Genomic DNA, 25,439 nt, shown 5'->3' with positions numbered 1-25,439 from the left:
AAACAATTATTTTTCTCCTTTTGGATTTTCGATCATGTCTAAAATTTCACGTAATTCTGCTGCCGAAATTTTCTCCTCTTTAGCAAAGAATGAAACCATATTTTTATACGAACTATTAAAATAGTTGTCAATTGCCGTATTCATATACTTTTTACTGTAGGCCTCTAAAGTAATGATTGGATAATATTGATGTGTGTTTCCAAAAGCATTGTGCCCCACAAATCCTTTCTCTTCCAGATTACGCACTATAGTCGATAAGGTATTGTAGTGGGGTTGATCTTCTGTTATTTCTGCCTGAACTTCCTTTACAAAAGCTTTTTTAAGCCTCCATAAAATATGCATGATTTCCTCTTCTTTGTTCGTTAACTTTTGCATGTTTTCTAATTTTAATTCAAACCTACAACTATTTTTCTAGTTACGCAACTATAAAAATAGTTATTTAACTAAAAATTACGTTTTGAATGTCTTTTAGAGGCATTAAAGTTAGTTTAAAATTAGGTTTAATGGGTTGTTTTATAGGTTTTTAACATGGTTTAAGGACGTCTTAAAATGCATTCGTAGCTTTAAAGTTTAAAAAAGAAGTGAAGGAAATAGTCGATTTTCTTTAATGGGTTAAATAAGAAGGATTAGGAAAACATCCAAGAGAATTATTGGACTTTGATCTATAAAAAAAATTATATACAAAGAAACCCGACAGGTTTTTGAAACCTGTCGGGTTTAATAAACGATATAAGGAAAATAAGTTTTTAAGATATTTTCTCCCTGACCAATGCCTTTTTAATCCAAAAGCAGCATAGCGTTGCAAAAACTCCAATAGAAGCCATGAAAAGCCAATTGATTTGGTATCCGAACCGGGAGATGATTTCGAAGCCTACTTTTGCACTCACAATATGTGCAAGACTAAAACTCATAGTGTAAAGTGCCATATAACGGCCTTCCTGTCCGCGTGGTGCCCGGCTTAGTGCAAAAGCATTCGAGAAAGGGAAGTTGAGAATTTCTCCAAGCGAGAAAAGAATCATGCTGATTACCAGAATCCATGCCCAAACATTAATCAATAATAAAAAGAAACTCAGGGCTATAATGGAAGATCCAAGTGTGATAATTTTTATTTTAGGAAAGCCTTTCCGCTCCATAAAAGCAACAGTTGGCATTTCCAAAGTAAAAATAAGCAACCCGTTTAGTGTCATTAAGAGTCCGGTCTGAAACGCGCTTAAACCAAATTTTTCGTTATGATACAGCGGTAAAGTGGTAAAAAGCTGGAAGAATATGATAGCCGTCGCGAAACACACAAACAAGAAAACCCAAAAGATTTTGTCCTGAAGAACTGATTTTTTAACTTCGGTATTTTCGATTTTATCTTCGTCTAGTATTTTTTTCTTCTCTTTAACCAGTATGGCAAATATCGAAATGGCGATGATACACGATGCACCGTCTACCCAAAATAAGCCTGAATACCCCATACCCATAATAATCAAACCTCCTAATGCTGGTCCTGCGGCAAATCCTAAATTAACGGCAAGACGTACCAAACTAAGGGCACGCGTTCGGTTTTCGGGTTCAGAATAGGCACCAAGCGAAACATACATCGCCGGGCGAAACATATCGGCAATAGTCATTAAAGTAAATATCGCGACGCAAAGCGTCCAGAAATGGGTAACATATTGAATAAGGAAAAGGAAAACTCCACTAGTAAACAAACTAAAAATCATGATTTTGTAAAACCCGATTTTGTCTGTTAATTTTCCACCCAGCCAGGAACCTAACATTGATCCGAAACCAAAAGCCACCATAATCCAGCCTACCTGAATGTACGTAAAATGCAAATCTTCTTTTAAATATTTGGACAAAAATGGAAGCACCATGGTTCCGGCACGATTGATAAAAGTAACAATAGCAAGAATCCAAATTTCTCTCGAAAAACCTTTAAAATTATTGATGTAGCGGCTAAAAGCGGTTTTAAGCATTATAAATAAGTTATTTGCAACAAAGTTAGTAAACTTTGTATGGATGAGCGGTTGCTGCTTTGTTACTTTTGAACTATTTTTGCTCAAAATTTCTAAGATGAAAAAAAGTATAGTTTTTTTAGTATTGTTAGCGATTAATTTTTGCTTGGGACAAAGTAAATTTGATCAAAAGGAAAGTGAAAAGTTTCAAAAGACAATAAATTCAGAATATGCTGATGCTAAGACGAGTCCGTTAATGGCGGAAGATCTGAAAGCCTTTAAAAGTTTAGATTTTTATCCCATAAATGCAAAGTATTTTGTGACTGCAAAATTAGAGAAAGCACAAAATGAAAAAGTTTTCGAAATGAAAACGACCGGAACAAGAACGCCAAAATACATCAAATACGGAACTTTATATTTTACAATTGACGGAGTGGCCCTTAAATTGAATGTTTACAGAAACATAGAACTTTCGAAAACGAAGGAGTATAAAGATCATCTGTTCTTACCATTTTCAGATTTAACTTCGGGTAAAGGAAGTTACATCGGAGGAAGATACATTGATTTAAAAGTTCCAAAAGGAAACACAATTGCGGTTGATTTTAATATGGCCTACAATCCGTATTGCGCTTATAATCATAAATATTCATGTCCGATAGTTCCTTTGGAAAACGATCTGAATGTAGAAATCAAAGCGGGAGTTAAAGCATTTCATTAAATGGAATTTTTTAATTTTCATACCCATCACTTTAAAAATCAAGCCAATGTGCTGGAATTGGTCAATCAATACCCACAGGAGTTTGATGCTTCGATTCCGTTTTATTCCATAGGAATTCACCCTTGGTACATAAAAGAGGATCAAATTGATGCTGAATTGAAAATTATAGAAGAAAAATTACAATCGAATAATTGTCTGGCTATCGGTGAATGCGGCTTAGACAAGCGAATCGAGATTCCGTTGGAACAGCAATTAATCGTTTTTGAAAAGCAACTGGCACTGGCGGAGAAGTATCAAAAACCGGTTGTCATCCATTGTGTTGCTGCTTTTCAGGAAATGATTGCATTGAAGAAGAGAATGAAAATTTCGGTTCCGATGATTGTTCATGGTTTTTCAAAAAACGGTCAGATTGCCGCGCAGCTAATTAAAGAAGGATTTTATATTTCGTTTGGAAAATATCTTTTGCGAAATCCCGATTTAAAAACTGTTTTTCAGACCATACCTAAGGATCGCTTTTTTTTGGAAACGGATACGATTGAGGAAAGTATAGAGCAGGTTTATGAATTGGCATCGCAATATAAAGGTTTAACCATTAAAGAATTGCAAAAGATTGTGTCGGATAATTTCAATGCTGTTTTTGGGAAAAGTAATGAGAATTAAAATTTCAATTTTAGAAAATCTAAATTCCAAAAAGTTCTCGACTTCGCTCGAACTGACCAACGTAAAACCTGAAACTTGAAACCTGAAACCTGAAACTTGAAACTTGAAACCTGAAACCTGAAACCTGAAACTTGAAACTTGAAACCTGAAACAAATAAACTGAAACCTGAAACAAATAAAAAAATAAACAAAAATAACAAGATTAACATATGGCAGAGTGGACAGAAAGAGCCGAGCTTTTATTTACGAAAGAAGGATTGCAAAACCTACAAAATTCCAATGTGTTGGTAGTAGGTTTAGGAGGAGTTGGATCATTTGCAGCTGAATTTTTGGCAAGAGCAGGAGTAGGAAGTATGACTATTGTTGATGGCGATGTAGTAGATATTACAAACATTAACAGACAATTACCGGCTTTGCACTCCACTGTTGGTCAACCTAAAATTACGATTGTTGGAGACCGTTTGATGGACATCAATCCGGAATTGAAGCTAACGAGAGTACAGGAGTTTTTGTCTCCTGAAAGAGCTTTTGAGATGGTTTCTTCTGAGTTTGATTATGTGTTGGATTGTATCGACAGTATCACACCAAAATTAAACCTGATCATTGCTGCAAAACGTAAGAGAGTAAAAATTATCAGCAGTATGGGTGCGGGCGGAAAAATGCTGGCTTCGAAAGTAAAAGTAACGGATATCTCAAAAACAATAAACTGTTACTTCTCTAAAACAATCAGAAAGCGTCTAAAAGCCGAAAAAATAAACAAATTAAAAGTAGTTTTCTCTTCTGAAATTCAGGACGAGAAAAGTTTAAAACTAACAGACGGGAAAAACTTCAAAAAATCATTCTACGGAACCAACAGTTATATGCCGGGATTATTTGGTCTGCATGTTGCTGAAACAGTGATTCGTTATTTGCTGAAGAAGGAGTAGAAAAGGTTCTAAGATACTAAGGTTCTGAGGTACTAAGTCTTTAGCAAATAAGTTTCAGAAAAAAAACTCAGAACCTTAGAATCTCAGTACCTTAGTACCTTAAGAAAAAAACTTAGAACCTTAGCCCCTCACAACCTTAGTAACTAAAAAAAAATGATAAAAACAGTAATCTTCGATATGGATGGTGTCATTGTAGACACTGAACCTGTACATCGTTATGCTTATTACAAACAATTTACCGAACTGAATATTACAGTAACGGAAGAGATGTACACTTCGTTTACCGGATTTTCGACACGAAATACCTTTCAGACTCTAAAAGAGCTTTTTCCAACAATTGAGCACGAAGTTGAAGATTTAATCCAACGAAAAAGAAATATTTTTAATGACGCCTTTGATACCAAAGAAGATTTGTACTTATTAGAAGGTGTTGAAGATTTGATCAAAGATCTATACGCTAACGGAATACAGTTAATTTTGGCTTCTTCGGCTTCAAAAGTAACGATTGAACGTGTGTTTACCAGATTCAATTTGCACCAGTATTTTACCGATATTGTCAGTGGTGAAGATTTTCCGCAATCTAAGCCAAATCCGGCCATTTTTGTACATGCAGCTTCGCTATCGAAAGCTCCAAAAGAAAACTGTATTATCATTGAAGACAGTACAAATGGGGTGAAAGCAGCAAAAGGCGCTGGCGTATATTGTGTAGGGTATAACAGTCATCATTCGAAATTACAGGATTTATCAGATGCTGATTTGATTATCAATCACTTTAGTGAGCTGAATGCGCAAAAAATATCACAGTTAGACGCTTGAATTAAGTTAAATTTAACATTTATTCGCTAATTGAATTTGTAAATTTGAGGGAACAAAATAAACTAACAAAATGAAAAAACTACTTATCGCATTAGCCATTGTTTTGGCTCCTTTTGCTACAGAAGCACAAATAAAAACTCCGCAAGCGAGTCCTAAAGGATATATCAAGCAAACCGTTGGATTGACTGACGTTGAAGTTACCTATTCAAGACCGGGTGCCAGAGGAAGAGCTGTATTTGGAAATCTGGTTCCGTTTGGAAAATTATGGAGAACCGGAGCTAATGAAAACACGATCATTAATTTTAGTGATGATGTAGTGATCGACGGGAAAACATTGAAAAAAGGTAAATATGCAATTTATACGATTCCTAAAATTGAAAGCTGGGAAGTTATTTTTTACCTTTCTACTGATAACTGGGGATTACCTGAAAACTGGAGTGATGCTTATGTAGCTTTGAGAACCACGGTGAAAGAAGATGCATTGCCAACTCCGGTAGAGACTTTTACTATTGGAATTAATGGTTTAGACCCAAACTACGGTTATTTAGAAATGTCCTGGGAAAATTCTCATGTAGCATTAAAGTTTGAAGTACCAACTGCAAAAACGGCTACGGCAAGTATTGAGAAAGTTTTAGGAGGACCAAGTTCAAACGATTATTTTTCAGCTGCAACTTACTTGTTTCAGGCAAACGGAAACATCGAAACTGCCAGAACTTATATAGATAAATCATTAGACCTTAGCGCTGATAAACCATATTACATTTTAAGATTGAAATCGCAAATTCAGGCAAAACAAGGAGATAAAAAAGGAGCAATTGAAACCGCTAAAATTTCCCTTGCTGCTGCAGAAGCTGCTAAAAATCAAGACTACGTAAAATTAAATAAAGACAGTATCGCTGAGTGGAGCAGATAATAATTCACTGAATTATTAAATTCTAAATTTTAAAAATCCAAATTCCAGATTCCAATGTTCAATTGGGATTTGGAATTTGGATTTTTTATTTAGTATTGCTTGGGAAGTCTTAAAAAAATATTTCAGAATTCACCCTGCTGTACTTTGCGTAAACCTTCGCGTTCTTTGCGGTTAAAAAAAATAGAAGATTTATTTAAAATAGACAGACCTGTCTGTTTTTATTAAAAATTGTTTACATTTGTACTTCCAAACGTAAACCAAACATGCAGCCCAAAGAACGAATTTTAGATAAAGCCTCCGTTTTGTTTCATACCCAAGGATATAATTCCACAGGTATAAATCAGATTATTGAAGAAGCGAAAGTGGCAAAAGCGAGTTTTTATCAGCATTTTAAATCAAAAGAAGATTTATGTGTCGCCTTTTTAGAGTGGCGTCATGAATATTGGTTTGCGAAGCTAGAACAATTCACTTCAGATCAAAAAGATTCTAAATTAAAAGTTTTGACTTCTTTTGACTTTTTAATAGCCATGAATCAAAAGGAAAATTTCAGAGGGTGTAGTTTTTTGAACCTACTTTCAGAAATACCTCCAGATAATGAGAAAGTACTGAGTGTCATTCATAGCCATAAATCAGACTTACGAAATTACTTTAAAGCGGAGATTGAAAATGAGCTTTTGGCAGATCATATTTATTTACTGTTTGAAAGCTGTATCATCGAAAGTCAGTTATTCCAATCAAATCATCTTATCGAGCAATCCAAGAAAATAATTCAAACTTTAATTTTATAGTTATGGAACAGAAGTTACCATTGCCGCCTTTTACTTATGAAACGGCATTAGAAAAAATTCAATTGGCAGAAGACGCCTGGAACAGTCAGGATCCTGAGCGTGTTTCAAAAGCGTATACCGTTGATAGCGAATGGCGAAACAGAGATCAGTTTGTCAATGGAAGAGAGGCCATCATTCGTTTTTTGACTCAAAAATGGGAGAAGGAAAGACATTACAAACTCAAAAAAGAATATTGGGCACATACAGAAAACAGAATTGCCGTGCGATTTGAGTACGAATATCAGACTCCGGATGGAAACTGGTTCAGAGCCTACGGAAATGAAAACTGGGAGTTTGATGCTAATGGACTTATGCAAAAGCGATTCGCCAGTATAAATGACTTGCCAATTAAAGAAGAGGACAGGAAATTGAAGTAGATAGCATTAGTTCTGACATTGATATTGAAATGGAGGTATATACCTTGGTTTTAGACGCGGATTTTCACGGATTTTTTTTCATGTATCATTCTCATGAAGGAAAATTTTGAGTCAAGCTCCGAAGGAGCGAAATAGGTTTAACAGAATTATCTCCACAAGGAAGAAACTTCGGTGATTTGCCAATGAAAGAAGAGGGCAGGAATTGAAGTAATAGATAGCGTTATTTTTGACATTGACATTGATATTGAAATGGAGTTATATACCTCGGTTTTAGACGCGGATGTAGCGGATTCGTTTCACGAAAACGCGGATTAACACGGATTTTTTCATGTATCATTCTCATGAAGGATAATTTTGAGTCTAGCTCCGAAGGAGCGAAATAGGTTTAACAGAATTATCTCCACAAGGAAGAAACTTCGGTGATTTGCCAATGAAAGAAGAGGGCAGGAAATTAAAGTAATAGATAGCGTTATTTTTGACATTGACATTGACATTGATATTGAAATGGAGATATATACCTCGGTTTTAGACGCGGATGTAGCGGATTCGTTTCACGAAAACGCGGATTTGAACGGATTTTTTTATGTATTATTCATGAAGGATAATTTTGAGTCAAGCTCCGAAGGAGCGAAATAGGTTTAACAGAATTATCTCCACAAGGAAGAAACTTCGGTGATTTGCCAATTAAAGAAGAGGGCAGGAAATTAAAGTAATAGATAGCGTTATTTTTGACATTGATATTGATATTGAAATGGAGATATATACCTCGGTTCTAGACGCGGATGTAGCGGATTCGTTTCACGAAAACGCGGATTTTCACGGTTTTTTTTTATGTATCATTCTCATGAAGGAAAATTTCTGATCAAGCTCCGAAGGAGCGAAATAGTTATAGCCATAACAAAATTATCCAATACAATAAAAAGCTCCGAAGGAGCGACATAATTTATCGGGGAAAAGTTTGTAAATGTTTGATTTTAAAGAGTAATACAGTTTCTTGTGCCAAATGAGCACAATATTGGTTAAAATGCTAAAAAAACAAATCTGTATTTTTGTGAAACGAATCCGTAAAACTCAGCGCATTAAATTCGTAACATTCTTAATGAGAACACATCCTAAAATTAGTTCAAACTTGGCGGCTCAGGAATTTTAATACTTTTTTTAATTTTCTTGACAATCAAAAGGTAAACTGTGATGCTGCCCAAAATAATGAGAAGTGCAATTTGCAATTGCCCAAGACTATTGTTTTTACTGTACATCGCATTGGCACTCGCGAGTTTTGCTTTTCCTTCCTGAATCTGAATTTGGGATAAAGCTTCTAAGGTTTTTAGAGCTTCATTGCTTGAAACGGCAATTTTATTCCAGTTTTTGGCAGCAACCTGATGGTTTATTTCTTTACAGGAATTTAAAAAAGCATCGAAATACTGTTTTTCCGTATCGGTCAGTACAGTTTTGGCATATAAATCGTCAATGGTGTGGATAATATTTAATGTCTGAATGATTTCGTCTTTTTTGATAGTATCGCTTAAATCCAGTTTTTCGGCTTCCGATTTTATAAAATGGAGTTCTTTGGAGTATTGAAAAATGTAATGCGCAACCACTAAGCGGTCTTTGTAAATTGCGTTAATATTTTCATTTACATTTTTTGAATTTAGAAGTGTATTGAAATTCCCCAGAAGAATTAGAAGCATTACAATCAATAAAATAAAAGCAGCTTTAGTCTTATTGCTGTATTTTTTCAAATCTTTCATAGAGTTGGAATTTAAACGGTTGCTTTCTCAAAGATAAAAATTTTGTCGAAGAATTAGCTGAAGTAAAATATTAGTTGTTAGATGGTTTTGAATTACCAGATTATCCACTACAGCTTATAAAAAAAAATAATCTTCCAAAATCAAATTTAGAAGATTATTTTTTAATTGTCTGGGTTTAATTTTTTTAACTTGAAAAGGCTGTATGCTAAATTTAGGTTTTAGAATTACTAGATAATGATTTCCTCTGCGTCCGGTTCATTTCTAAAAAAGGCCAGCTGCATGAATAATGAGAGAACAATTGTCAGAATGGCTCCAATGAAATTCAACCATAAGTACCCCAGTTTTTCCTGACCGCTCGGGTAAATTGCAATCATAAAATAATAAATGATAAATATGGTAAGCTGACTGATTATAGCACTATAAAACATGGCTTTGGCCTTTACGCGTCGGAGATAGAAGCCGACTAAAAAGATGCCCAGAACGGTTCCGTAGAAAATAGATCCAATAATGTTTACCAATTGAATTAAGTTTTCGAACAAAGTTCCCACGCAGGCAAAAAGTATCGCTACAATTCCCCAGAATAAGGTGAAAAACTTGGTCGCGTTCAGATAATGTTTTTCCGATTTTTCAGTTTTCAGATTTCGTTTGTAAATATCAATGGCAGTCGTCGACGCTAAAGCATTTAACCCTGAAGCCGTTGAAGACATTGCGGCTGAAAGAATTACGGCTAAAAGTAGACCAATTAATCCTTTTGGCAAGTAATTGAGAATAAAATGAAAGAAGACGTAATCTTTATCATTAGTTTCACTGTTGCTATCAGCCTTGGAAATGATTTCTTTGGCACGGTCACGAAGGTCTTTTTCTTTATTGGACAATGTAACCAGTTCTTTTCGTAAAATCGGATTGTCGAAATCCTGATTCAGCTGGTCGATGTATAATAAATTGATCACTTTTTTGTCTTCTGATAAACTGCTTAGTTTTTTCTCTAAAGCATGGTACTCCTCTTTGTAAGGTGATTTTTCGATGACAATTTTATTGTTGGGATTGAAATTTAACGGAACGGGATTGAACTGAAAAAAGACAAAAACCATAACTCCGGTCAGCAGAATAAAGAATTGCATAGGAACCTTTAAAAGTCCATTCATGATTAGTCCCATTTGACTTTCACGAACTGATTTTCCGGATAAATAGCGACCAACCTGCGATTGATCGGTTCCGAAATAGGCAAGAGCGAGGAAAAAACCACCAGTGATTCCACTCCAGAAAGTATATTTTTCTTCCGGATCAAAAGAGAAATCGACAATATTCATTTTATCGTTGGCTCCGGCAATGTGCAGCGCACTGGTAAAAGTCATATCGTTTGGCAGGTAGTGCAGAATCAGGAAAAAAGTGATAAACATTCCCGACATGATTACAAACATTTGCTGCTTCTGAGTCACGTTTACTGCCTTTGTTCCTCCGGAAAAGGTATAAATGATAACCATAACCCCGATTATAATGTTCATTAGAGTTAAATTCCACCCCAAAAGAGCCGAGAGAATAATCGCCGGTGCATAAATGGTTAAACCGGTTCCTAAACCTCTCTGAACTAAAAATAAAATGGCAGCCAGAGAACGGGTTTTTAAATCGAATCTCTTTTCCAGAAACTCATAAGCGGTAAATACTTTATTTTTATGATAAAGAGGAATAAAAGTCACACAAATCACAATCATGGCAATTGGCAGTCCAAAATAGAACTGTATGAAACCCATTCCGTCATGATAGGCCTGTCCTGGAGTCGAAAGAAAAGTAATAGCACTGGCTTGAGTAGCCATAACGGATAGTCCGACGGTATACCAGGGAGTTTCGTTGTTTCCAAGAATAAAATCTTCGACGTTTTTACTTCCTTTGGTTTTCCAAGAGCCGTACCCAACGATGAATAAAAGAGTAACGATCAGTACGATCCAATCAAATAGCTGCATAGGTTATGAGTATAATTTCATGATTAAGAAAAAAATCAGAATGTAAATGGCGTTGGCTACTAAAACATAAGTGTAGCTTTTCTTCCATTTTTTTATTTTTTTAGTTTCCATATTGGGAATAGTTTACTTTTTTAATTCCTGTTTGGGAGCCTCTATGGGCTGTTTTAATGAAATCATATTCGATAACAATCGATAAGCTCCGGCAACACCTTCGGGCAGTTCTCTAAAGAAGCTTAAACCGGTGTAAATATAGTATCCTTTTCCGTAGGGTGCCACCAACAGAGCACCATTTTTAGCCGATTCTCCTTTGTCATGTGAAGAAAGAATAGGAGTAAAGGCAGGATCATACTGATCAGGATAATACAAACCCTGTTCTTGTTTCCAGCCTTCAAAATCTTTAGTACTGATTTTGTTTGGTGTGTTTAAAATAGGGTGATTAGGAGCCAGAAAAGTGATTTTAGCATTTTCTTCGGTCACACGGTCGTTTGATATTTTTAACGGATAAGGAGCAATTTGATCGGTTACCGTTTGTCCGTACGTATTGTATTGTACAATCATGTTTTTACCACTTTTCACAAAGTTGAAAAGGATATTTTGTTTGTGTGCCAAAGCATTTATAGTATTATAGGCACGTACTCCGGTCATTACAACATTGAAGGAGTCCAGTTTCTCGGGTGTGATTTCTTCCGGTTTAATAATACTGACTTTGTATCCCATTTGCGCTAAACTTTCTGGAACTTCATCACCGGCACCCATAATATAAGCTATCGAATCACCATTTGTTTTTAACTCAATTCGGATGCATTTTGACTCAGCCGGTTTTAAAACCATTTGTTTGGTAATATGACTGTAATCGATAATGGTCTGATCTTTGTCAAAACGTTTGCCATCGACAACAGCAATACTTTTAGCAACGGTTTCTTCCGGATTTACGGGTGGTGTAACTTCAAAGTAAAAGATCTGTTCGTTTCCTTTGTTCTCTAAAGTAAAAGGAATTTCCTTAGGAGAAACGCTCCAGCTTTTTGGTAATTCCAATTGCAGATTTCCTTTGATACCGTCTTTCCCTGCACGTACTTTTACCGGTACTAACTTGCTTTTCGTACTTCCAAAAATTAGAACTTTTTCAAGAACTGAGGTAGTAACTTCAGGAACAATATCAAGGAAATTGTACATTTCTCCCTTTACACCGTCATTGTATTTGTAAATTACAGTGCGTTCGAACGGAATTTCTACACCATTTATTTTGACATTAAAAACTACTTTGACTTGTCTGATAATATCGGGAATACCAATGTTTTCCTGATTAGAAACCGTATACATTCCTTCAGTTGCTTTTTCTTTTAACCAATAAGGCTGCGTGTATTCTAATGTAGTAGGAAGCTGAATTTGGTAGCTTATTTTTTGATCGTTATTGTTTTTCAGCAGTATATTTTGTGGAGTGCTTTTCTGATCTGGCAGTGAAGTCACACTGCTTAATTGCATTTCGATTGAAGATCTGTTAATGGCTTCCAGAGTAACTTTAATAGTGCTTCCCGGAGTGGCTTCCTGCTCAATTGCTGCCGCTTCCAGATACAATCCGGTACAGGAAGCGATGATATTTTTGATGGCGATTGATTTTACAGACTTCCAGTGATCGTCTTCCAATGCCTCAATCATCGTATAGGCTTTAATCAGATCCGGAATACTGGCTGACGGATTGCTGAAATCATATTTGGCGATGATGGAAAAGATTAAATCTCCAACAGGTTTTCCGTTTTTAACGCGGTTCCATGAAGTATCAATTCCTTCAAATAAATTAGTTTTGTCTATCGGACGATCACCGTTGATGAGTTCTAAAAATTCGGTTTCGTCACCACGTGATCCGGTACTTCCAAAACCTTGTGATTGATGACGGCTGCGGCTTAAAGCAGCAATTTCCTGATTTGACTTTCCAATTCCCGGATAGTAAACTCCGGTTTCCAATTGAATAAAGTTGGATTTATTTGCAGCTTTAAATTTTTCCTGACTTCCGTAGAACCACCAGGATGTATTGAAAAACTGACGTTTCACCTGCCAGGGTTTTACATATTTTAATTGTTCCGGATATGTTTTCGGATCATTGGTGAGTTTAAAGCTTTCCACACTTAGCATCGCCGATGATGTATGATGCCCGTGGGTAGTACCTGGTGAACGGTGATCAAATCGGTTGATGATTACATCCGGTTGAAATTTTCGGATCGTCCAAATCATATCGGCCAGTACCTTATCTTTATTCCAGATTTCTAATGTTTCATCAGGGGTTTTAGAATAGCCAAAATCATTTGCACGGGAGAAAAACTGTTCACCGCCATCAATTTTTCTGGCTTCGATTAGTTCTTGTGTTCTGATAACACCTAGCAATTCACGTAATTGCGGACCAATTAAATTTTGTCCGCCATCACCACGAGTTAAAGATAAATAACCCGTTCTGGCATTTACTTCATTGGCCATATAAGAAATTAGGCGGGTATTTTCGTCATCCGGATGCGCTGCGATATACAATACTGAACCTAAAAAGTTTAATTTTTTAATTTGGTTGTAAATTTCAACAGAACTTGGTTTTTGTGGTTGTTGTGCAAAAGAAAGAGAAATGCCTGATAAAAAAAAGAGAAGAATTTGTATCTGAATTTTTCGCATAATAAGGTTAGGTGTTTTTTGATAGCGTTTCAAAAATACTAATTAAATCATGGAAGAGTATTTAAATGAAATGTTAATGTTTGGTTATTGATTTGCTTTTTTAAGAAAATTGATTCAAAAAAAAAGCTGCCAGATCAAATCTGACAGCTTTATAGAAAATGGATCTAATGTATTAGATCACGTGGTATTTCTTAGGATTGCAGTAAATTATTTCAATTTATTTTCTGTGTCTTTATAGTTTCCTGTAATGGTAACATTGCTGTTTTTGGTTACTTTTCCATAAATGGTAATAGAAGAGCTGTTTCCAATAAAATTAATCTTCGCACCACTATTCAATCTAACATCTCCCCAAATCACTACAGTACCTTCAACTTGTAATACCGCATTGCTGTTGATGATAAGTTCTGTTGGATTAGACTGACCGTATTTACCCTGAGACAATGTTCCTTTCATGTTGAAAGTTCCTCCACTGTTTAAGGTTAGATTATTTTGAACTGTAATTGAACCACAGTGCGTTAATACTGCACCGGAATTAATAATGGCAGAGCTAATAGAGGTAGCACCGGAGTACGATTTAACTTCATTGGAGTTCAGAATCAGATTTTGTCCCTGATTATAAGTACCATATCCTGTACAGCCCTCAAAAGTGGTGTTTGGTTTTTCCATCTTGATAATTTTCAAACCGCCTTTTCCACTGGCTACATAGATAAAATTACCACTTGATTTTACATAGTTTGACGAACCTAGTATATCAACAGTTCCCAATAAACCAAGTTGAGCCCCCGTTTTGTATACATTTAAACCTGCGGCACCATTGGCTACAAAGGCATAACCGTCATTAACAGACAAGGCATTAGTAACATTCTCTTCACCGGCAACAGCTAACGGAATAGTCTGTAGTTTTGAACCGCTATTGATGTCGTAAACACTTAAACCGTTATATCCTTCTGATACTAATAATTTTGTACCATCAAAATCTATCGTTCTTTTTGAAGCCTTTACATCTGTTGATGTGGTAAAGCTTTTTTGTAATGCCAGTGTTGATTCGTTATAAATATTTACTCCTTTTGTTCCGCTCAAAGTCACTACTTTATCTCCGTTGATTGCTACAGAACGTAAATCTTCTACGGCAACTTTTCCTGAGATTGTTTTAGAGGCAGCATTGATTTTAAACAGACTTCCCTGATCTCCGGTTACCGCAAAATAAGAACCTGAATTCGAAGCAGCATCAGTTGTTACTTGACCTTCAAGATTAGTGATCGTGTATTTATCCGTTAGCATACCTGAACTTAAAGGCATGTTAATGACAACAGCAGGGCTTTTTAGCGATGGATTTTTATCGATATCGGCCGCTGCACCAATAATTAGATTTCCGTTTGAATAGGTAAGCGAGGTAATATCGGTATTGGCGATTAGGGCTGAAGTGATCAATTTAGGTTTATAAGGATCAGAGACATCAATAACATCAATAGCTCCTGAATATGCTTCACCACTCATGGTATAAGCAACGTAAGCATAGTTTCCGTTTACCGCTACATGACTGGCCTGTAACGTTCTTCCGCTATTGTCTTTTGGTGGATTAACCTCTGCAATTTGAACCAATGGAAAACCGGTAGCCGAAGATTGAGCGCTATTCAACAGTTTAGCTGTTGAAGCTGATGAACCGCTAATTGAAATTACTCCGGAATTGGTGTAATCAAGTCTCTTATTTAAAGCCGTAATATCGCTATTGATTTCGATGTTATTGTTTTTAGCCTGGTCATTCGTTGCAGAGTCGTCATGATTCGTACAAAATGTAAAAAGGGACAACGCTAACCATGAAAATAAATAAACGCTCTTCTTCATAAAATCTATTTTTTTGTTTAAATTTTGTGCAAAATTACGATTTTGTAAGTCGTAACTCATTATGCTTGTGAATACTTTAACTTTTTCAATCGTTTTAGTTGTTATTTTTAAATTATATTTATTAAATTAACGTTTTTGGTATTTACTATGCATGCATAAAAAAAGAGTATCATGATTTTTGATCCTCTTTTGTGTTGAAAATTAACGATTTAGCAATAATTAGCCTCTTCTTCGCCCGTAATGACCATCGTGATCGTCATCATCATCGTCATCGTCTCTATCATGTTTATGGCGTTTTTCGTAGCGTTTTTTATCATAATGACGGTCGTCATAACCATATCTTGGTCTTGGCTTGTAACATCTTTGTGGAGCACCATGGTATCCTTTGTAGTACTTTACTCTGTGACGGTCAAAGTAAGTATAAGGAGTTCTGCCGTGATAATCGTTCAAAACAACTTTATAACCTCCGTATAAATCATAGTTTCTGTATTGCCTTGGCAAGTAGGTTGTTCTAACCCATCGACCCCCTCCAAAATAAAGAAACTGTGAAGCTCTAACGTCATAGTACGCTTCGATGTCCGGGAGATAATAATACTCCATTTCTTCGTATCCCGCCGGTCCCCAAGCCGGAGGTGTTCCTATGTTAACGTTTATAGATACCTGCGCTTGCGTGGCATTTGCAACCAGGAGAAAAAGTCCTGCAATTGCTAATTTTATTGTTTTCATTTTTTTTAATTTAAAGGTTAAGGTTGATCCTGTTTTGTGATATTCATATACTGTGCCAAAAATTAAAGCACAATGTATTTCATCGGATAAATGATGCATTTTGACGACTTTTTAAAAATGAAATTTATCTAAAGTGTTGAATACTAGTTATTTTTGTAGTCTCTGTTTTTTTTGAAAAAAGTAAAGAAAAATAGATTTTTTACTATTGGTACTCTACAATTCGTGGTTTAGCCAGTTCAAAGCTTTGTAAACCAAAATCAGAGGCCTGAAAAGTGTTGGTTTTAAAAACATTATCTCCCTGAAAAGGAATAGTAGGGTAGTAGGACAGTGAAATCTGGAAGGAACTGAATACCAGGTAGTCATTATTTATCGACAAACCCAAAGTTATTTTTTGGTAGGCCTTATTTCTTCCAACAGCGTCATTTGGACCTCCTAATACAGCGAGTCCATAATTAAAAAAGGGATTGATACGAAATCCTAGTATAGCGTAAGGGGAATAGGTTTGTGTTTGAAGTGACAGAACCACCTTATTTGTTCCGTATATAGCAGTATTAAATCCAGCCAAACCATTTGCCTCATTAATGTTAAGCTGATCTCCAATGATATTTTCGCGATTGGCACCAATAACGATGAATGGGTTTACAAACTGGCGAAGTTTCCAGTTTCCGATAGTGAATAGTTTTGTGAAATAGTTAGATTCAAACGAGAAAGCCGTTTGATAGGTTTTTGAATCATGAAAAAAAGTACCGGCTTCCAGATTGGTACTAAAAAATCCCCAACGGTAGTAATTTCCAAAAGAGAACTGTGCTCCTGCATAAGGGCGCCATTCTTTGTTTTTGTATTGATACCCCAGAGTAATTCCGTAGACTTTCCCAATGGGAACGTCCTCTGTTTGGCCATTTCTAAAAATATAATTGTCTTTTATAAATTTGCGTCGGTTCAAACCAATTCCACTTAAAATCAGCTTTTCATCAGAGTAAAAACGAGTGGGGTCGTAGAGTTCAGAAGGAGTTTGACTATAATTAACGTTCAGAAAACGTGCGGTTGCCACGAGGTTGGTGATACCGTCTTCATCTTGAGTTACTTTACTGGCATGCCCTGCCCAGAAATCGTGAAAATTATTTTTAAAGGGTTGAAATGCATACGATTTATCAGGTGCCTGCAAAGAATCTTTTTTGTAGTTCTGCCCCGCATATATACCACCGGCCCATCGGGTCAAAGGAGAATAAAAAAGTCGTTCAATGTTGATACTTTTCGTATAGTTGTTATCAAGATCAATCTTGTAGTATAAAGTGGTTCCTATATAAGTATTTTTAATATTAGGAATGTTGTAGCTTACTTCGTTGGCAGTACGGCCATCTTTAAATCGGTTGGTGTGTTTATAGTCCAATTGTTGTCCTGTTCCAAAAAAATCTTTCTCTTTAATACCAAAAGACACCTGATTACCAGAGACCGCAAATCTGGGAATCGTACTCCAGGAGTCCAGAACTCTAATCGTTACGTCAACTGAATCTGAGGCTACTCCGATTATTTTATTCGTAATTCTTACAGCTGTAACATATCGCTGAGATCGTATCAAACGTTCAGTTTCCTGTACTTTGTAAGTGTCGTAAGGGGTGTTTTTTTTAAAGAGCAGCAGATTGTAGATTGCTATTTTTTTTGTTTTTAAATGCAGTCTGTTTCCTGTTCTTTCTCCCCAGTTTTTGGGTATCTTGGTGCTGTCTGTTACCGAATGCCCGAACGGATCAAGTGTTATAATATTAATGTTCCGAATGATTTTACCACTAAAATCGGTGGTGTCATTTTGTACTAAAACTTCTTTTTTTTGTGTATTGTCTCCCCTGAAGAACAGTTTATGAAGGGTTTGTGTAAATTTATTCTTTTTCGAATAGTTTCTAATTTTTTGGTAAACTTCAGTACTGTCTTTTTTAGTTTTTACGTTTTTCTGTGGTGGATTAACCTGTGCATAAGTGCCTTGTAAGCAAAAGCATAATAGAATAAAAACGACTATTTTTGTGTTTACAGACATTATATTTTTTTATCGGCTTAAAGGTTAATTTGTAGATGAATATAAGCAATTATTATCACTCTTTAAAACATTAGATTCGTATTTCGTTACTGATAATTTTGTTTATGGCGTTTCCCTTCGGGTCTGGCTGTACGCTTAATCTTTTGCAATAGGAGATTTGGGAGATGCAAAAAAATGTTTGGGTATTGCAAAAGGATATCGCTACCATCCCTAACGCTTTGAGGAAAAGAGGCATTTTGTTGAATAAAATAGTATAAGATTCAAGAACTTATCTTAATCAAAAAACTCCTTTTCTTCGTATTGGACAGGCATTATAGAAATTCCTTTTTGTAGCAGTAAATTATTGGGAAAAATAATCTTTTCGCCGTCTTTTGTTTTTAAGTTCACATGAAAGGCGCTTATATCTTCAATTTCTGCTTCGATTGGAAAGTCTTTATCATGAATTTTGATGGTATCTCCAATTCGGAAAGGAAAAGAAAAAAACAAAATCATTCCCGAAGTTATATTGCTCAAAATAGACCACTGAGCAAACATAGCCACTCCAATTACAGTAGCAATGGAAGAAACCGTTATGAAAATATCTTTGGTTTCAACGCCCCAAATTACTATCAGGCTAATCATAACCAGTATGTTCATGAGCAAGTGAATGTACTTGATCACTAAATTGGTACGATGCTCTAATAACTGACTTGTACTGGCATAACGACGAATTAGTTTTGCAACAATAATACGCAACGCTATCAGAACGAGAATCAAAATTATGGTAGTTAAGATCTCCTGGCTATATTCTTTGAAAGAAAACATAAACAAATTTTTACACTAAAGTACTCAAATATTCATAAACTTTGGCTGTTGGCAATCCCATAACATTGGTGTAAGAACCTTCTACTTTTGCAACTGCCATAAAACCAAACCATTCCTGAATGCCATAAGCACCGGCTTTGTCGTAGGGTTTGTAATTTTCGATGTAATACAAAATTGCCTCGTCTGATAAATCATTAAAGGTAACCTTTGTAATATCATTCAAAAGAGTAGAAGAGCTGTTTGTTTTAAAACAAACGGAGGTGATCACTTCATGAGTAGTGTTGGATAATGACTTGATCATAGCAAAGGCTTCCTCGGCATTTTTTGGCTTACCTAGTGCTTTATTCTCATGCCAAACTATGGTATCACTGGTGACCAGGATTTCATTTTCATTCAGTTCACCTTCAAATGCACTGGCCTTTAATGCTGCCAGATAATCTGTGATTTCGACTGCTTTTAGTTCCGGCGGATAGATTTCTTCAATGTCCTTTAACCTAATTTCGAAGTCAAGATCCAGGTCTTTGAAAAACTGCTGTCTGCGAGGCGATCCCGAAGCTAGAATTAACGTATATTTTTTTAGCTTTTCTTTAAGCATTGTATTTGATATTTAAGGTGATAACGAGAATGGATAAAATTCCAAAGAATAAAATTAGTTTCAAAACGGTACTTAAATGGTGGAATTCTTTTTGATTTTTCGCTCCAAATATTTTTACAATAAAATACAATAAGGGAGCCAAAACAAATGCAAAAGCATAAAATGTAGCGATAAAAAGATTGTTCTCCACAAAATAGGTTTTGATATAAAGTAAACAAGAAATAAAAGGAATTATTGCAAGTCCCAAGGCTATTTTTGCAGTTCTGCTAATTCCTATAGCGATTGGCAATGTGTTCATTCCCTGATTGTAGTCGCCATTATGATCCTCAATGTCTTTGACGATTTCCCGAATAAAATTAATCATAAAAGCAAATATTGCATAATCGGTTAAGATGGAGAAAAAACTCGCCATTTGTGCCTGATTTTCAGAATTGGTAGCCGGAAAAAGGTCGAAAATTCCAATAATCCATACACTTACAGAAAGTAATAAGGCCACAACAAAATTTCCCAAAATCATAATTTGTTTTAATGTCGTTGCGTAAAAGTAAAGCAGTGAAGCAATTAAAATAAAAAGCGAAGCAAACATAGGCCTTAGAATGATATTAGACAACAGGAATCCAATAGCAACCCCGGTAATGTTAAGTCCAATATAAAGGTTATAGGCTGTTGTTTCAGAAATTCCTTTACCAATTACAACATCAGCAGGTTTATTGATACTATCCGTTGCAACATCGTAAATATTATTAATGACATATCCCGCTGCTGCCAGTAAAACGGTACTTAAAACCAATAATCCGTATTGCCAGTCCGCTAAAGCTAAAGGAATATTCTGCTGTTTTAGAAAGGCATAGCGAAATAATACCTGCATAAAAGCTAGCAGGAGCAGGTTTTTGTAGCGAATGAGTTTGAGGAATTTCATTTTTTTATAGGTACTAAGGTTCTGAGAGGCTGAGGGGCTAAGTTTTTTTGTGAAATGTGAGATGTGATCGCGCAATCTAAAATCTAAAATCTAAAATCTACAATCAGCAATCATTAATCGTGTTTTCCGTTAAAATGTTCCATCCATTTCCCCTGAACTTTCATTACTTGTTCGATCACATCGCGTACGGCACCTTTACCACCATTTACGTGTGAGATATAGCGGCAAATGTTTTTAATTTCCGGACTTGCATCTTGTGGACAAGTTGGTAAACCTACTAATTTCATCACATGATAATCCGGAATATCATCGCCCATATACAAAACTTGTTCCGGTTGAATGTTATAAGTTTCAGTATATGCTGCAAAAGTTGCTACTTTATCGGGAGTTCCTAAATGAATGTCATTAATGCCTAAATTGCGCAAACGTACACGAACACCTTCATTGCTTCCGCCTGAAATAATGCAAACATTGTAACCGCTTTCAACTGCTGCTTTCATAGCATAACCATCACGAATATTCATGGTACGAAGAATCTCTCCTTCATTGGTTACAAAAACGGAACTATCAGTAAGCACACCATCAACATCAAAAACGAAAGTGGTGATGTCATTCATTATTTCTTTATAATTTTTTGCCATTATTTTGTATAGATTGTGTTAGTATTTTATAAATATTCTTTTGATTTTCAGGGTTTAAATACTCCAAATGCGCTTCGATTGTAGTAGAATCTTTGCGTTTTGCAGGTCCGGTTTGAGCGTCAATCGGATCTAGTGTATTTATTTTTTGAGCCGTTTCCTGGATTAAAGGTTTCAAAACGTCAAATGGCACCTGATGTTCTTTGCAGATCTCCTGTCCGATTTGATACAGATGATTGGTGAAATTGTTCACAAAAACCGCTGCAACGTGCAGTGCCTTTCTTTGATCGGAATTGATAGGGTAAACCGACTTTGAAATGCTTTTGGCTACTTTTTCTAAAACACGAAAATCAAAGGTATTTTCAGCCTCCAGACAAACCGGAATCACTGAAAAGTCAATGGTGGTATTTTTAGAAAAGGTTTGAAGTGGATAAAAAACACCTCTACGATTTTTTATATCCAGAGTTTCGATGGGAGCCGCTCCTGAGGTATGAACGACAAGACGATTTTGAAATGGTAACTGCTTTGAAACCTCTGAAATTGCATTGTCTGAAACCGCGATTATATACAGATCAGCTTCTTGTAAAGAGTCAAAACTATCCGTGATTTTTTCAAAACTTACCAAAGAAGCAAGGGCTTCCTTTTTTCTCGAAAATACCTGCACAATTTCTACCGCTTCACTTTTAGAGAAAGCTTTGATCAAATGCTGGGCAACATTTCCGGAACCAATTATTGTAATTCGAATCATAGCGCAAAATTAGTATTATTTTTTTTAAAGAGAATAAGCATGAAAGAAGTTTAGCTGCAGATTATACGGATTGCAATGATTCTGTTGATTTATTTAAAAAGGACTGTTCTAAAAGTAGTTTGCTCAAAGAATAAATCCTGTTTTAATCCCGTAATCTGTGGCATAAAAAAACAGATTCATAAACTCGATTGTAAATTTGTAAAATTAAACGCACGTTTTTTAAAGAAATGATTTGATTTACTAATTTATATTTGGTTTTTATTAACAAATTACAGCCGTTGCAAATCAACATTTTTAAGTATTTTTGTGCCACTTTTATACAATGTAATTCCTTAAAAATGGATAAAAAAATATTCTCTTTTTTGTTTTCTACACGATTAATGGCCGTTCTTTTTTTAACATTCGCAATTGCAATGGGTGTTGGAACTTTTATCGAAAGTAAGTACAACACAGATACAGCCCGAATTTTAATCTATAATACCTGGTGGTTTGAAGCGATAATGGTCTTCTTTTTGATCAATTTCTTTGGAAACATCAAACGTTACCAATTGCATAAAAAAGAAAAATGGGCCACTTTGTTACTTCACCTTGCCTTTATTTTTATTCTTTTAGGAGCTTTTATTACGCGTTATATCAGTTATGAAGGAATGATGCCTATCCGTGAAGGGGCTGCTGAGAATCAAATTTATTCTGATAAAACATTCCTGACTGTTTTTGCAGATGGAGAATATAAGGGAGAAATGAAACGCAGAGTTTTTGACAAAAGCTTATTGTTTTCACCTGTGACCAATAATGATTTTACGCTTTCCGGAAAATTCGATGAGACTCCTTTTGAAGTGTCGTACGTGAATTACATCATGGGGGCTAAAGAGACTATAAAACCGGATCCAACAGGAACGTTATACTTAAAAATGGTAGAAGCCGGTTCTGGCGGACGTGAGGAGCATTACCTGAAAGAGGGTGAAGTACAAAATATTCACAATGTATTATTTGCGTTGAACAAACCAACTGCCGGTGCAATCAACATCAATACTACAGGAGATAAATATACCATCCAGACACCTTTTGAAGGAGAGTTCATGCGAATGGCCGATCAGTTAAAAGGTAAGGTAAGCAAAGATAATGTACAACCTTTAATGATGCGTTCTTTGTACAGTATTGGTGATATCAGAATTGTATTTCCTGATCCTGCCGTTAAAGGAGTTGTGGATTATGAATCTAATAACGATTACAAAGCCAAATCACATCATGATGCTTTGATTGTAAAAATTAAGGCTGACGGACAGGAAAAACAAGTTAGACTTTTAGGCTCTAAAGGTAGTGTAGGGGAGCCTCAGACGGTTAAAATTGGAAAAATCGAATACAGTTTGTTCTACGGAAGTAAAGCCTATGTTTTGCCTTTCAAAATAAAGTTAAACGATTTTATCGCTACAAAATATCCGGGAACAGAAAAAAGCTACTCTTCTTTTGAAAGTAAAGTAACCGTTCAGGATTCAACAGAAACATTTAATGCTGATATTTATATGAACCACGTTTTAGATCACAAAGGATATCGATTTTTTCAATCTTCATTTGATCCGGACGAAAAAGGAACAGTATTGTCGGTAAATCACGATTTCTGGGGAACTAATATTACTTATTTAGGATATTTTCTTTTATACATAGGCTTAATGGCTATTATGTTTACCAAACATTCCCGTTTTGGCGATTTGAAACGCAAACTAGAAGGCGTAAAAAAGAAAAAAGAAAAACTAATCACCATTTTAGTTTTAATGATTGGTTTAAGTGGTTTTGCTCAGGCTCCGCATGTACACACACCGGGACACAATCACGATCACAACACAGATCCAAAGGATCATGCCAATCATGTTACTGCACCGCCAAGTCAGAAACAGTTAGACTCTTTACTCACCATTTACAAAGCTCCCGAATCACATGCCGCTAAATTTGGACGTTTGATTATTCAGGATGCGGGAGGTAGAATGAAACCGGTGAATACTTTTTCATCTGAATTGCTTCGAAAAGTAAGTCAGAGTGATACCTACAACGGAATGAATTCTGATCAGGTATTTCTGTCTATGACGCAGTATGCTCAGGTTTGGATACAAATTCCTTTGATTCATCTAAGATCCGGAAACGACAGTATTCGAAAAATTATTGGCGTAGAGAAAGAAGCTAAACGTGCCGCGTTTGTACAGTTTTTTGATGCTAACGGAAATTATAAACTTTCACCATTTTTAGATGCAGCCTATAAAGCAGCAAATCCAAATCAGTTTGAGAAAGATTTCATAGATACCGATAAAAGAGTGAATCTGATGGAATCTGCTTTAAGTGGCAGCATTCTGAAAATATTCCCTATTCCGAATGATCCAAATCACAAATGGGTTTCGTATCTGGAAAGACAACAGGGAGGATTTAAAGGAATGGATTCGACTTATGTAACGCAAATTCTGCCAATGTATTTTAGTGCATTAAACAATGGCTCAATTTCTAAAAACTTTACAACAGCCGATCAGTTAGTAGAAAGTATTAATGGTTTCCAAAAAAAGTTTGGGGCTAAGGTAAGACCAAGCGAGGAGAAAATTGATGCCGAAATAACCTATAACAAATACGATATTTTCAAAAAATTGCCGTACTGGTATCTTACCGTTTCAGTCTTGATGTTGATGTTTACTATTGTAAATATCTTTTTTGAGAAAAAATGGCTTCGCATAACGATCAACGGTTTCCATATACTGGTAGGAGTATTGTTTGCACTGCACACTTTAGGACTTATTGCACGCTGGTACATCTCGGGTCACGCTCCATGGAGTAATGCTTATGAGTCTATTATATATGTAGCATGGGCAACAATGTTCTTTGGATTGGCTTTTGACCGAAAATCGAAACTTACCGTAGCTTCATCTGCTTTTGTGACTGCCATGATCGTAATGGCAGCTTATATGAACTGGATTGATCCTGAAATTGCAAACTTACAACCGGTATTGAACTCGTATTGGTTAATGATTCACGTAGCAGTAATTGTTGGAAGTTATGGTCCTTTTGCTTTAGGAATGATTTTAGGTTTTGTAGCCTTGGTATTGATTTTCTTTACCAATGAAAAGAACAAAGCTAAAATGGATTTAAATATCAAAGAGATCACTTATATCAATGAAATGTCGATTACGATTGGTTTAATCATGTTAACGATTGGTAACTTCCTGGGCGGACAGTGGGCTAACGAAAGTTGGGGACGTTATTGGGGATGGGATCCAAAAGAAACATGGGCTTTAATCTCAATTATGGTATATGCTTTTGTGATTCACGCTCGTTTTGTACCGGCACTTAGAGGAAAATGGTTCTTTAACTTAATGAGTATGTTTGCTTTTGTATCAATATTGTTCACATATTATGGAGTAAACTTTCACTTAGTTGGTTTACACTCGTATGCCACTGGAGAAGCACATTCATTAAGCTGGATTTGGTATTCGTTAGGAACCATTTCAGTTATTGGAGCTTTAACGTATCCGAAATACCGTAAATACTATAAAAGCAAGAAAAAATAGTAAATAGTATAATAAACAAAAAAAGATTCAGCTTAGCTGAATCTTT

21 protein-coding genes are annotated in these 25,439 nt (G+C 35.6%); 8 read left to right on the top strand and 13 right to left on the bottom strand.

Going from position 1 to position 25,439, the window contains the following annotated elements:
- Positions 1-6: 6 nt before the first annotated feature.
- Both LNQ34_RS20410 and LNQ34_RS20405 read right to left on the bottom strand, forming a co-directional pair.
- Positions 7-375, bottom strand: coding sequence for a BlaI/MecI/CopY family transcriptional regulator (locus LNQ34_RS20410; protein WP_202702846.1), 369 nt, complete (start codon positions 373-375; stop codon positions 7-9).
- A gap of 371 nt (positions 376-746) precedes the next feature.
- Positions 747-1,964: an MDR family MFS transporter gene (locus LNQ34_RS20405; RefSeq protein WP_230001042.1), complete on the bottom strand. Its 1,218-nt coding sequence runs from the start codon at positions 1,962-1,964 to the stop codon at positions 747-749.
- A gap of 97 nt (positions 1,965-2,061) precedes the next feature.
- Between LNQ34_RS20405 and LNQ34_RS20400 the strand changes: the two genes are divergently transcribed.
- From LNQ34_RS20400 to LNQ34_RS20370, 7 genes are all read left to right on the top strand, one after another.
- Positions 2,062-2,661 (top strand): DUF1684 domain-containing protein, encoded by a 600-nt coding sequence (locus LNQ34_RS20400; RefSeq protein WP_230001041.1) that lies wholly within the window; start codon positions 2,062-2,064, stop codon positions 2,659-2,661.
- Entirely contained in the window at positions 2,662-3,321 is a 660-nt protein-coding gene (locus LNQ34_RS20395) for a TatD family hydrolase (RefSeq protein WP_230001040.1), read from the top strand.
- 209 nt (positions 3,322-3,530) lie between these two features.
- Entirely contained in the window at positions 3,531-4,247 is a 717-nt protein-coding gene (locus tag LNQ34_RS20390) for a tRNA threonylcarbamoyladenosine dehydratase (RefSeq protein WP_202702840.1), read from the top strand.
- Positions 4,248-4,400: 153 nt separating this feature from the next.
- On the top strand, positions 4,401-5,063 hold the full coding sequence (locus LNQ34_RS20385; RefSeq protein WP_230001039.1) for an HAD family hydrolase: 663 nt from the start codon (positions 4,401-4,403) through the stop codon (positions 5,061-5,063).
- 70 nt (positions 5,064-5,133) lie between these two features.
- Entirely contained in the window at positions 5,134-5,976 is an 843-nt protein-coding gene (locus LNQ34_RS20380; protein WP_202702838.1) for a DUF2911 domain-containing protein, read from the top strand.
- Positions 5,977-6,239: 263 nt separating this feature from the next.
- On the top strand, positions 6,240-6,764 hold the full coding sequence (locus tag LNQ34_RS20375) for a TetR/AcrR family transcriptional regulator (RefSeq protein ID WP_230001038.1): 525 nt from the start codon (positions 6,240-6,242) through the stop codon (positions 6,762-6,764).
- A 2-nt stretch (positions 6,765-6,766) separates the two neighbouring features.
- Positions 6,767-7,180: a nuclear transport factor 2 family protein gene (locus LNQ34_RS20370; RefSeq protein WP_202702836.1), complete on the top strand. Its 414-nt coding sequence runs from the start codon at positions 6,767-6,769 to the stop codon at positions 7,178-7,180.
- Between the two features lie 1,118 nt (positions 7,181-8,298).
- Here LNQ34_RS20370 and LNQ34_RS20365 read toward each other — a convergent pair.
- The 11 genes from LNQ34_RS20365 to LNQ34_RS20315 all read right to left on the bottom strand — a co-directional run bounded on the left by LNQ34_RS20365 (position 8,299) and on the right by LNQ34_RS20315 (position 21,848).
- On the bottom strand, positions 8,299-8,928 hold the full coding sequence (locus LNQ34_RS20365) for an MCP four helix bundle domain-containing protein (protein ID WP_202702835.1): 630 nt from the start codon (positions 8,926-8,928) through the stop codon (positions 8,299-8,301).
- A gap of 227 nt (positions 8,929-9,155) precedes the next feature.
- The gene (locus LNQ34_RS20360) at positions 9,156-10,889 is read right to left on the bottom strand and encodes a sodium:solute symporter family protein (RefSeq protein WP_202702834.1); all 1,734 of its coding nucleotides are present in this window, start codon (positions 10,887-10,889) and stop codon (positions 9,156-9,158) included.
- Positions 10,890-11,012: 123 nt separating this feature from the next.
- Positions 11,013-13,544, bottom strand: a complete 2,532-nt coding sequence (locus tag LNQ34_RS20355; protein WP_230001037.1) for a PIG-L family deacetylase — start codon at positions 13,542-13,544, stop codon at positions 11,013-11,015.
- 207 nt (positions 13,545-13,751) lie between these two features.
- Positions 13,752-15,389 (bottom strand): LVIVD repeat-containing protein, encoded by a 1,638-nt coding sequence (locus LNQ34_RS20350; protein WP_202702832.1) that lies wholly within the window; start codon positions 15,387-15,389, stop codon positions 13,752-13,754.
- A gap of 219 nt (positions 15,390-15,608) precedes the next feature.
- Positions 15,609-16,115 (bottom strand): hypothetical protein, encoded by a 507-nt coding sequence (locus LNQ34_RS20345; protein ID WP_230001036.1) that lies wholly within the window; start codon positions 16,113-16,115, stop codon positions 15,609-15,611.
- Positions 16,116-16,317: 202 nt separating this feature from the next.
- Positions 16,318-18,144, bottom strand: coding sequence for a BamA/TamA family outer membrane protein (locus LNQ34_RS20340; protein WP_230001035.1), 1,827 nt, complete (start codon positions 18,142-18,144; stop codon positions 16,318-16,320).
- A gap of 273 nt (positions 18,145-18,417) precedes the next feature.
- Positions 18,418-18,948, bottom strand: coding sequence for a mechanosensitive ion channel domain-containing protein (locus LNQ34_RS20335; protein WP_202702829.1), 531 nt, complete (start codon positions 18,946-18,948; stop codon positions 18,418-18,420).
- A gap of 10 nt (positions 18,949-18,958) precedes the next feature.
- Entirely contained in the window at positions 18,959-19,543 is a 585-nt protein-coding gene (locus tag LNQ34_RS20330) for a Maf-like protein (protein ID WP_202702828.1), read from the bottom strand.
- Complete coding sequence (locus LNQ34_RS20325) at positions 19,536-20,462, bottom strand: geranylgeranylglycerol-phosphate geranylgeranyltransferase (RefSeq protein ID WP_230001034.1); 927 nt, start codon at positions 20,460-20,462, stop codon at positions 19,536-19,538. The genes LNQ34_RS20330 and LNQ34_RS20325 overlap by 8 nt, the downstream gene beginning before the upstream one ends.
- A 113-nt stretch (positions 20,463-20,575) precedes the next feature.
- The gene (locus LNQ34_RS20320; RefSeq protein WP_230001033.1) at positions 20,576-21,103 is read right to left on the bottom strand and encodes a KdsC family phosphatase; all 528 of its coding nucleotides are present in this window, start codon (positions 21,101-21,103) and stop codon (positions 20,576-20,578) included.
- Positions 21,087-21,848, bottom strand: coding sequence for a Rossmann-like and DUF2520 domain-containing protein (locus LNQ34_RS20315; RefSeq protein ID WP_202702825.1), 762 nt, complete (start codon positions 21,846-21,848; stop codon positions 21,087-21,089). Before LNQ34_RS20315 ends, LNQ34_RS20320 begins: the two co-directional genes overlap by 17 nt.
- 338 nt (positions 21,849-22,186) lie before the next feature.
- Between LNQ34_RS20315 and LNQ34_RS20310 the strand changes: the two genes are divergently transcribed.
- Positions 22,187-25,393, top strand: coding sequence for a cytochrome c biogenesis protein CcsA (locus LNQ34_RS20310; RefSeq protein WP_230001032.1), 3,207 nt, complete (start codon positions 22,187-22,189; stop codon positions 25,391-25,393).
- The last annotated feature ends 46 nt before the right edge of the window (positions 25,394-25,439 follow it).

The organism is Flavobacterium lipolyticum, assembly GCF_020905335.1.
GTDB lineage: Bacteria > Bacteroidota > Bacteroidia > Flavobacteriales > Flavobacteriaceae > Flavobacterium > Flavobacterium lipolyticum.
This window is presented reverse-complemented; position numbering and strand designations above follow the sequence as displayed.

Bases quoted from the DNA above. Each gene is read 5' to 3' on its own strand.
- LNQ34_RS20310 (WP_230001032.1), top strand. From the start codon at position 22,187: ATGGATAAAAAAATATTCTCTTTTTTGTTTTCTACACGATTAATGGCC.
- LNQ34_RS20410 (WP_202702846.1), bottom strand. From the start codon at position 375: ATGCAAAAGTTAACGAACAAAGAAGAGGAAATCATGCATATTTTATGG.
- LNQ34_RS20350 (WP_202702832.1), bottom strand. From the start codon at position 15,389: ATGAAGAAGAGCGTTTATTTATTTTCATGGTTAGCGTTGTCCCTTTTT.
- LNQ34_RS20380 (WP_202702838.1), top strand. From the start codon at position 5,134: ATGAAAAAACTACTTATCGCATTAGCCATTGTTTTGGCTCCTTTTGCT.
- LNQ34_RS20375 (WP_230001038.1), top strand. From the start codon at position 6,240: ATGCAGCCCAAAGAACGAATTTTAGATAAAGCCTCCGTTTTGTTTCAT.
- LNQ34_RS20385 (WP_230001039.1), top strand. From the start codon at position 4,401: ATGATAAAAACAGTAATCTTCGATATGGATGGTGTCATTGTAGACACT.
- LNQ34_RS20400 (WP_230001041.1), top strand. From the start codon at position 2,062: ATGAAAAAAAGTATAGTTTTTTTAGTATTGTTAGCGATTAATTTTTGC.
- LNQ34_RS20320 (WP_230001033.1), bottom strand. From the start codon at position 21,103: ATGGCAAAAAATTATAAAGAAATAATGAATGACATCACCACTTTCGTT.
- LNQ34_RS20370 (WP_202702836.1), top strand. From the start codon at position 6,767: ATGGAACAGAAGTTACCATTGCCGCCTTTTACTTATGAAACGGCATTA.
- LNQ34_RS20330 (WP_202702828.1), bottom strand. From the start codon at position 19,543: ATGCTTAAAGAAAAGCTAAAAAAATATACGTTAATTCTAGCTTCGGGA.
- LNQ34_RS20355 (WP_230001037.1), bottom strand. From the start codon at position 13,544: ATGCGAAAAATTCAGATACAAATTCTTCTCTTTTTTTTATCAGGCATT.
- LNQ34_RS20345 (WP_230001036.1), bottom strand. From the start codon at position 16,115: ATGAAAACAATAAAATTAGCAATTGCAGGACTTTTTCTCCTGGTTGCA.
- LNQ34_RS20360 (WP_202702834.1), bottom strand. From the start codon at position 10,889: ATGCAGCTATTTGATTGGATCGTACTGATCGTTACTCTTTTATTCATC.
- LNQ34_RS20390 (WP_202702840.1), top strand. From the start codon at position 3,531: ATGGCAGAGTGGACAGAAAGAGCCGAGCTTTTATTTACGAAAGAAGGA.
- LNQ34_RS20395 (WP_230001040.1), top strand. From the start codon at position 2,662: ATGGAATTTTTTAATTTTCATACCCATCACTTTAAAAATCAAGCCAAT.
- LNQ34_RS20405 (WP_230001042.1), bottom strand. From the start codon at position 1,964: ATGCTTAAAACCGCTTTTAGCCGCTACATCAATAATTTTAAAGGTTTT.
- LNQ34_RS20335 (WP_202702829.1), bottom strand. From the start codon at position 18,948: ATGTTTTCTTTCAAAGAATATAGCCAGGAGATCTTAACTACCATAATT.
- LNQ34_RS20340 (WP_230001035.1), bottom strand. From the start codon at position 18,144: ATGTCTGTAAACACAAAAATAGTCGTTTTTATTCTATTATGCTTTTGC.
- LNQ34_RS20325 (WP_230001034.1), bottom strand. From the start codon at position 20,462: ATGAAATTCCTCAAACTCATTCGCTACAAAAACCTGCTCCTGCTAGCT.
- LNQ34_RS20315 (WP_202702825.1), bottom strand. From the start codon at position 21,848: ATGATTCGAATTACAATAATTGGTTCCGGAAATGTTGCCCAGCATTTG.
- LNQ34_RS20365 (WP_202702835.1), bottom strand. From the start codon at position 8,928: ATGAAAGATTTGAAAAAATACAGCAATAAGACTAAAGCTGCTTTTATT.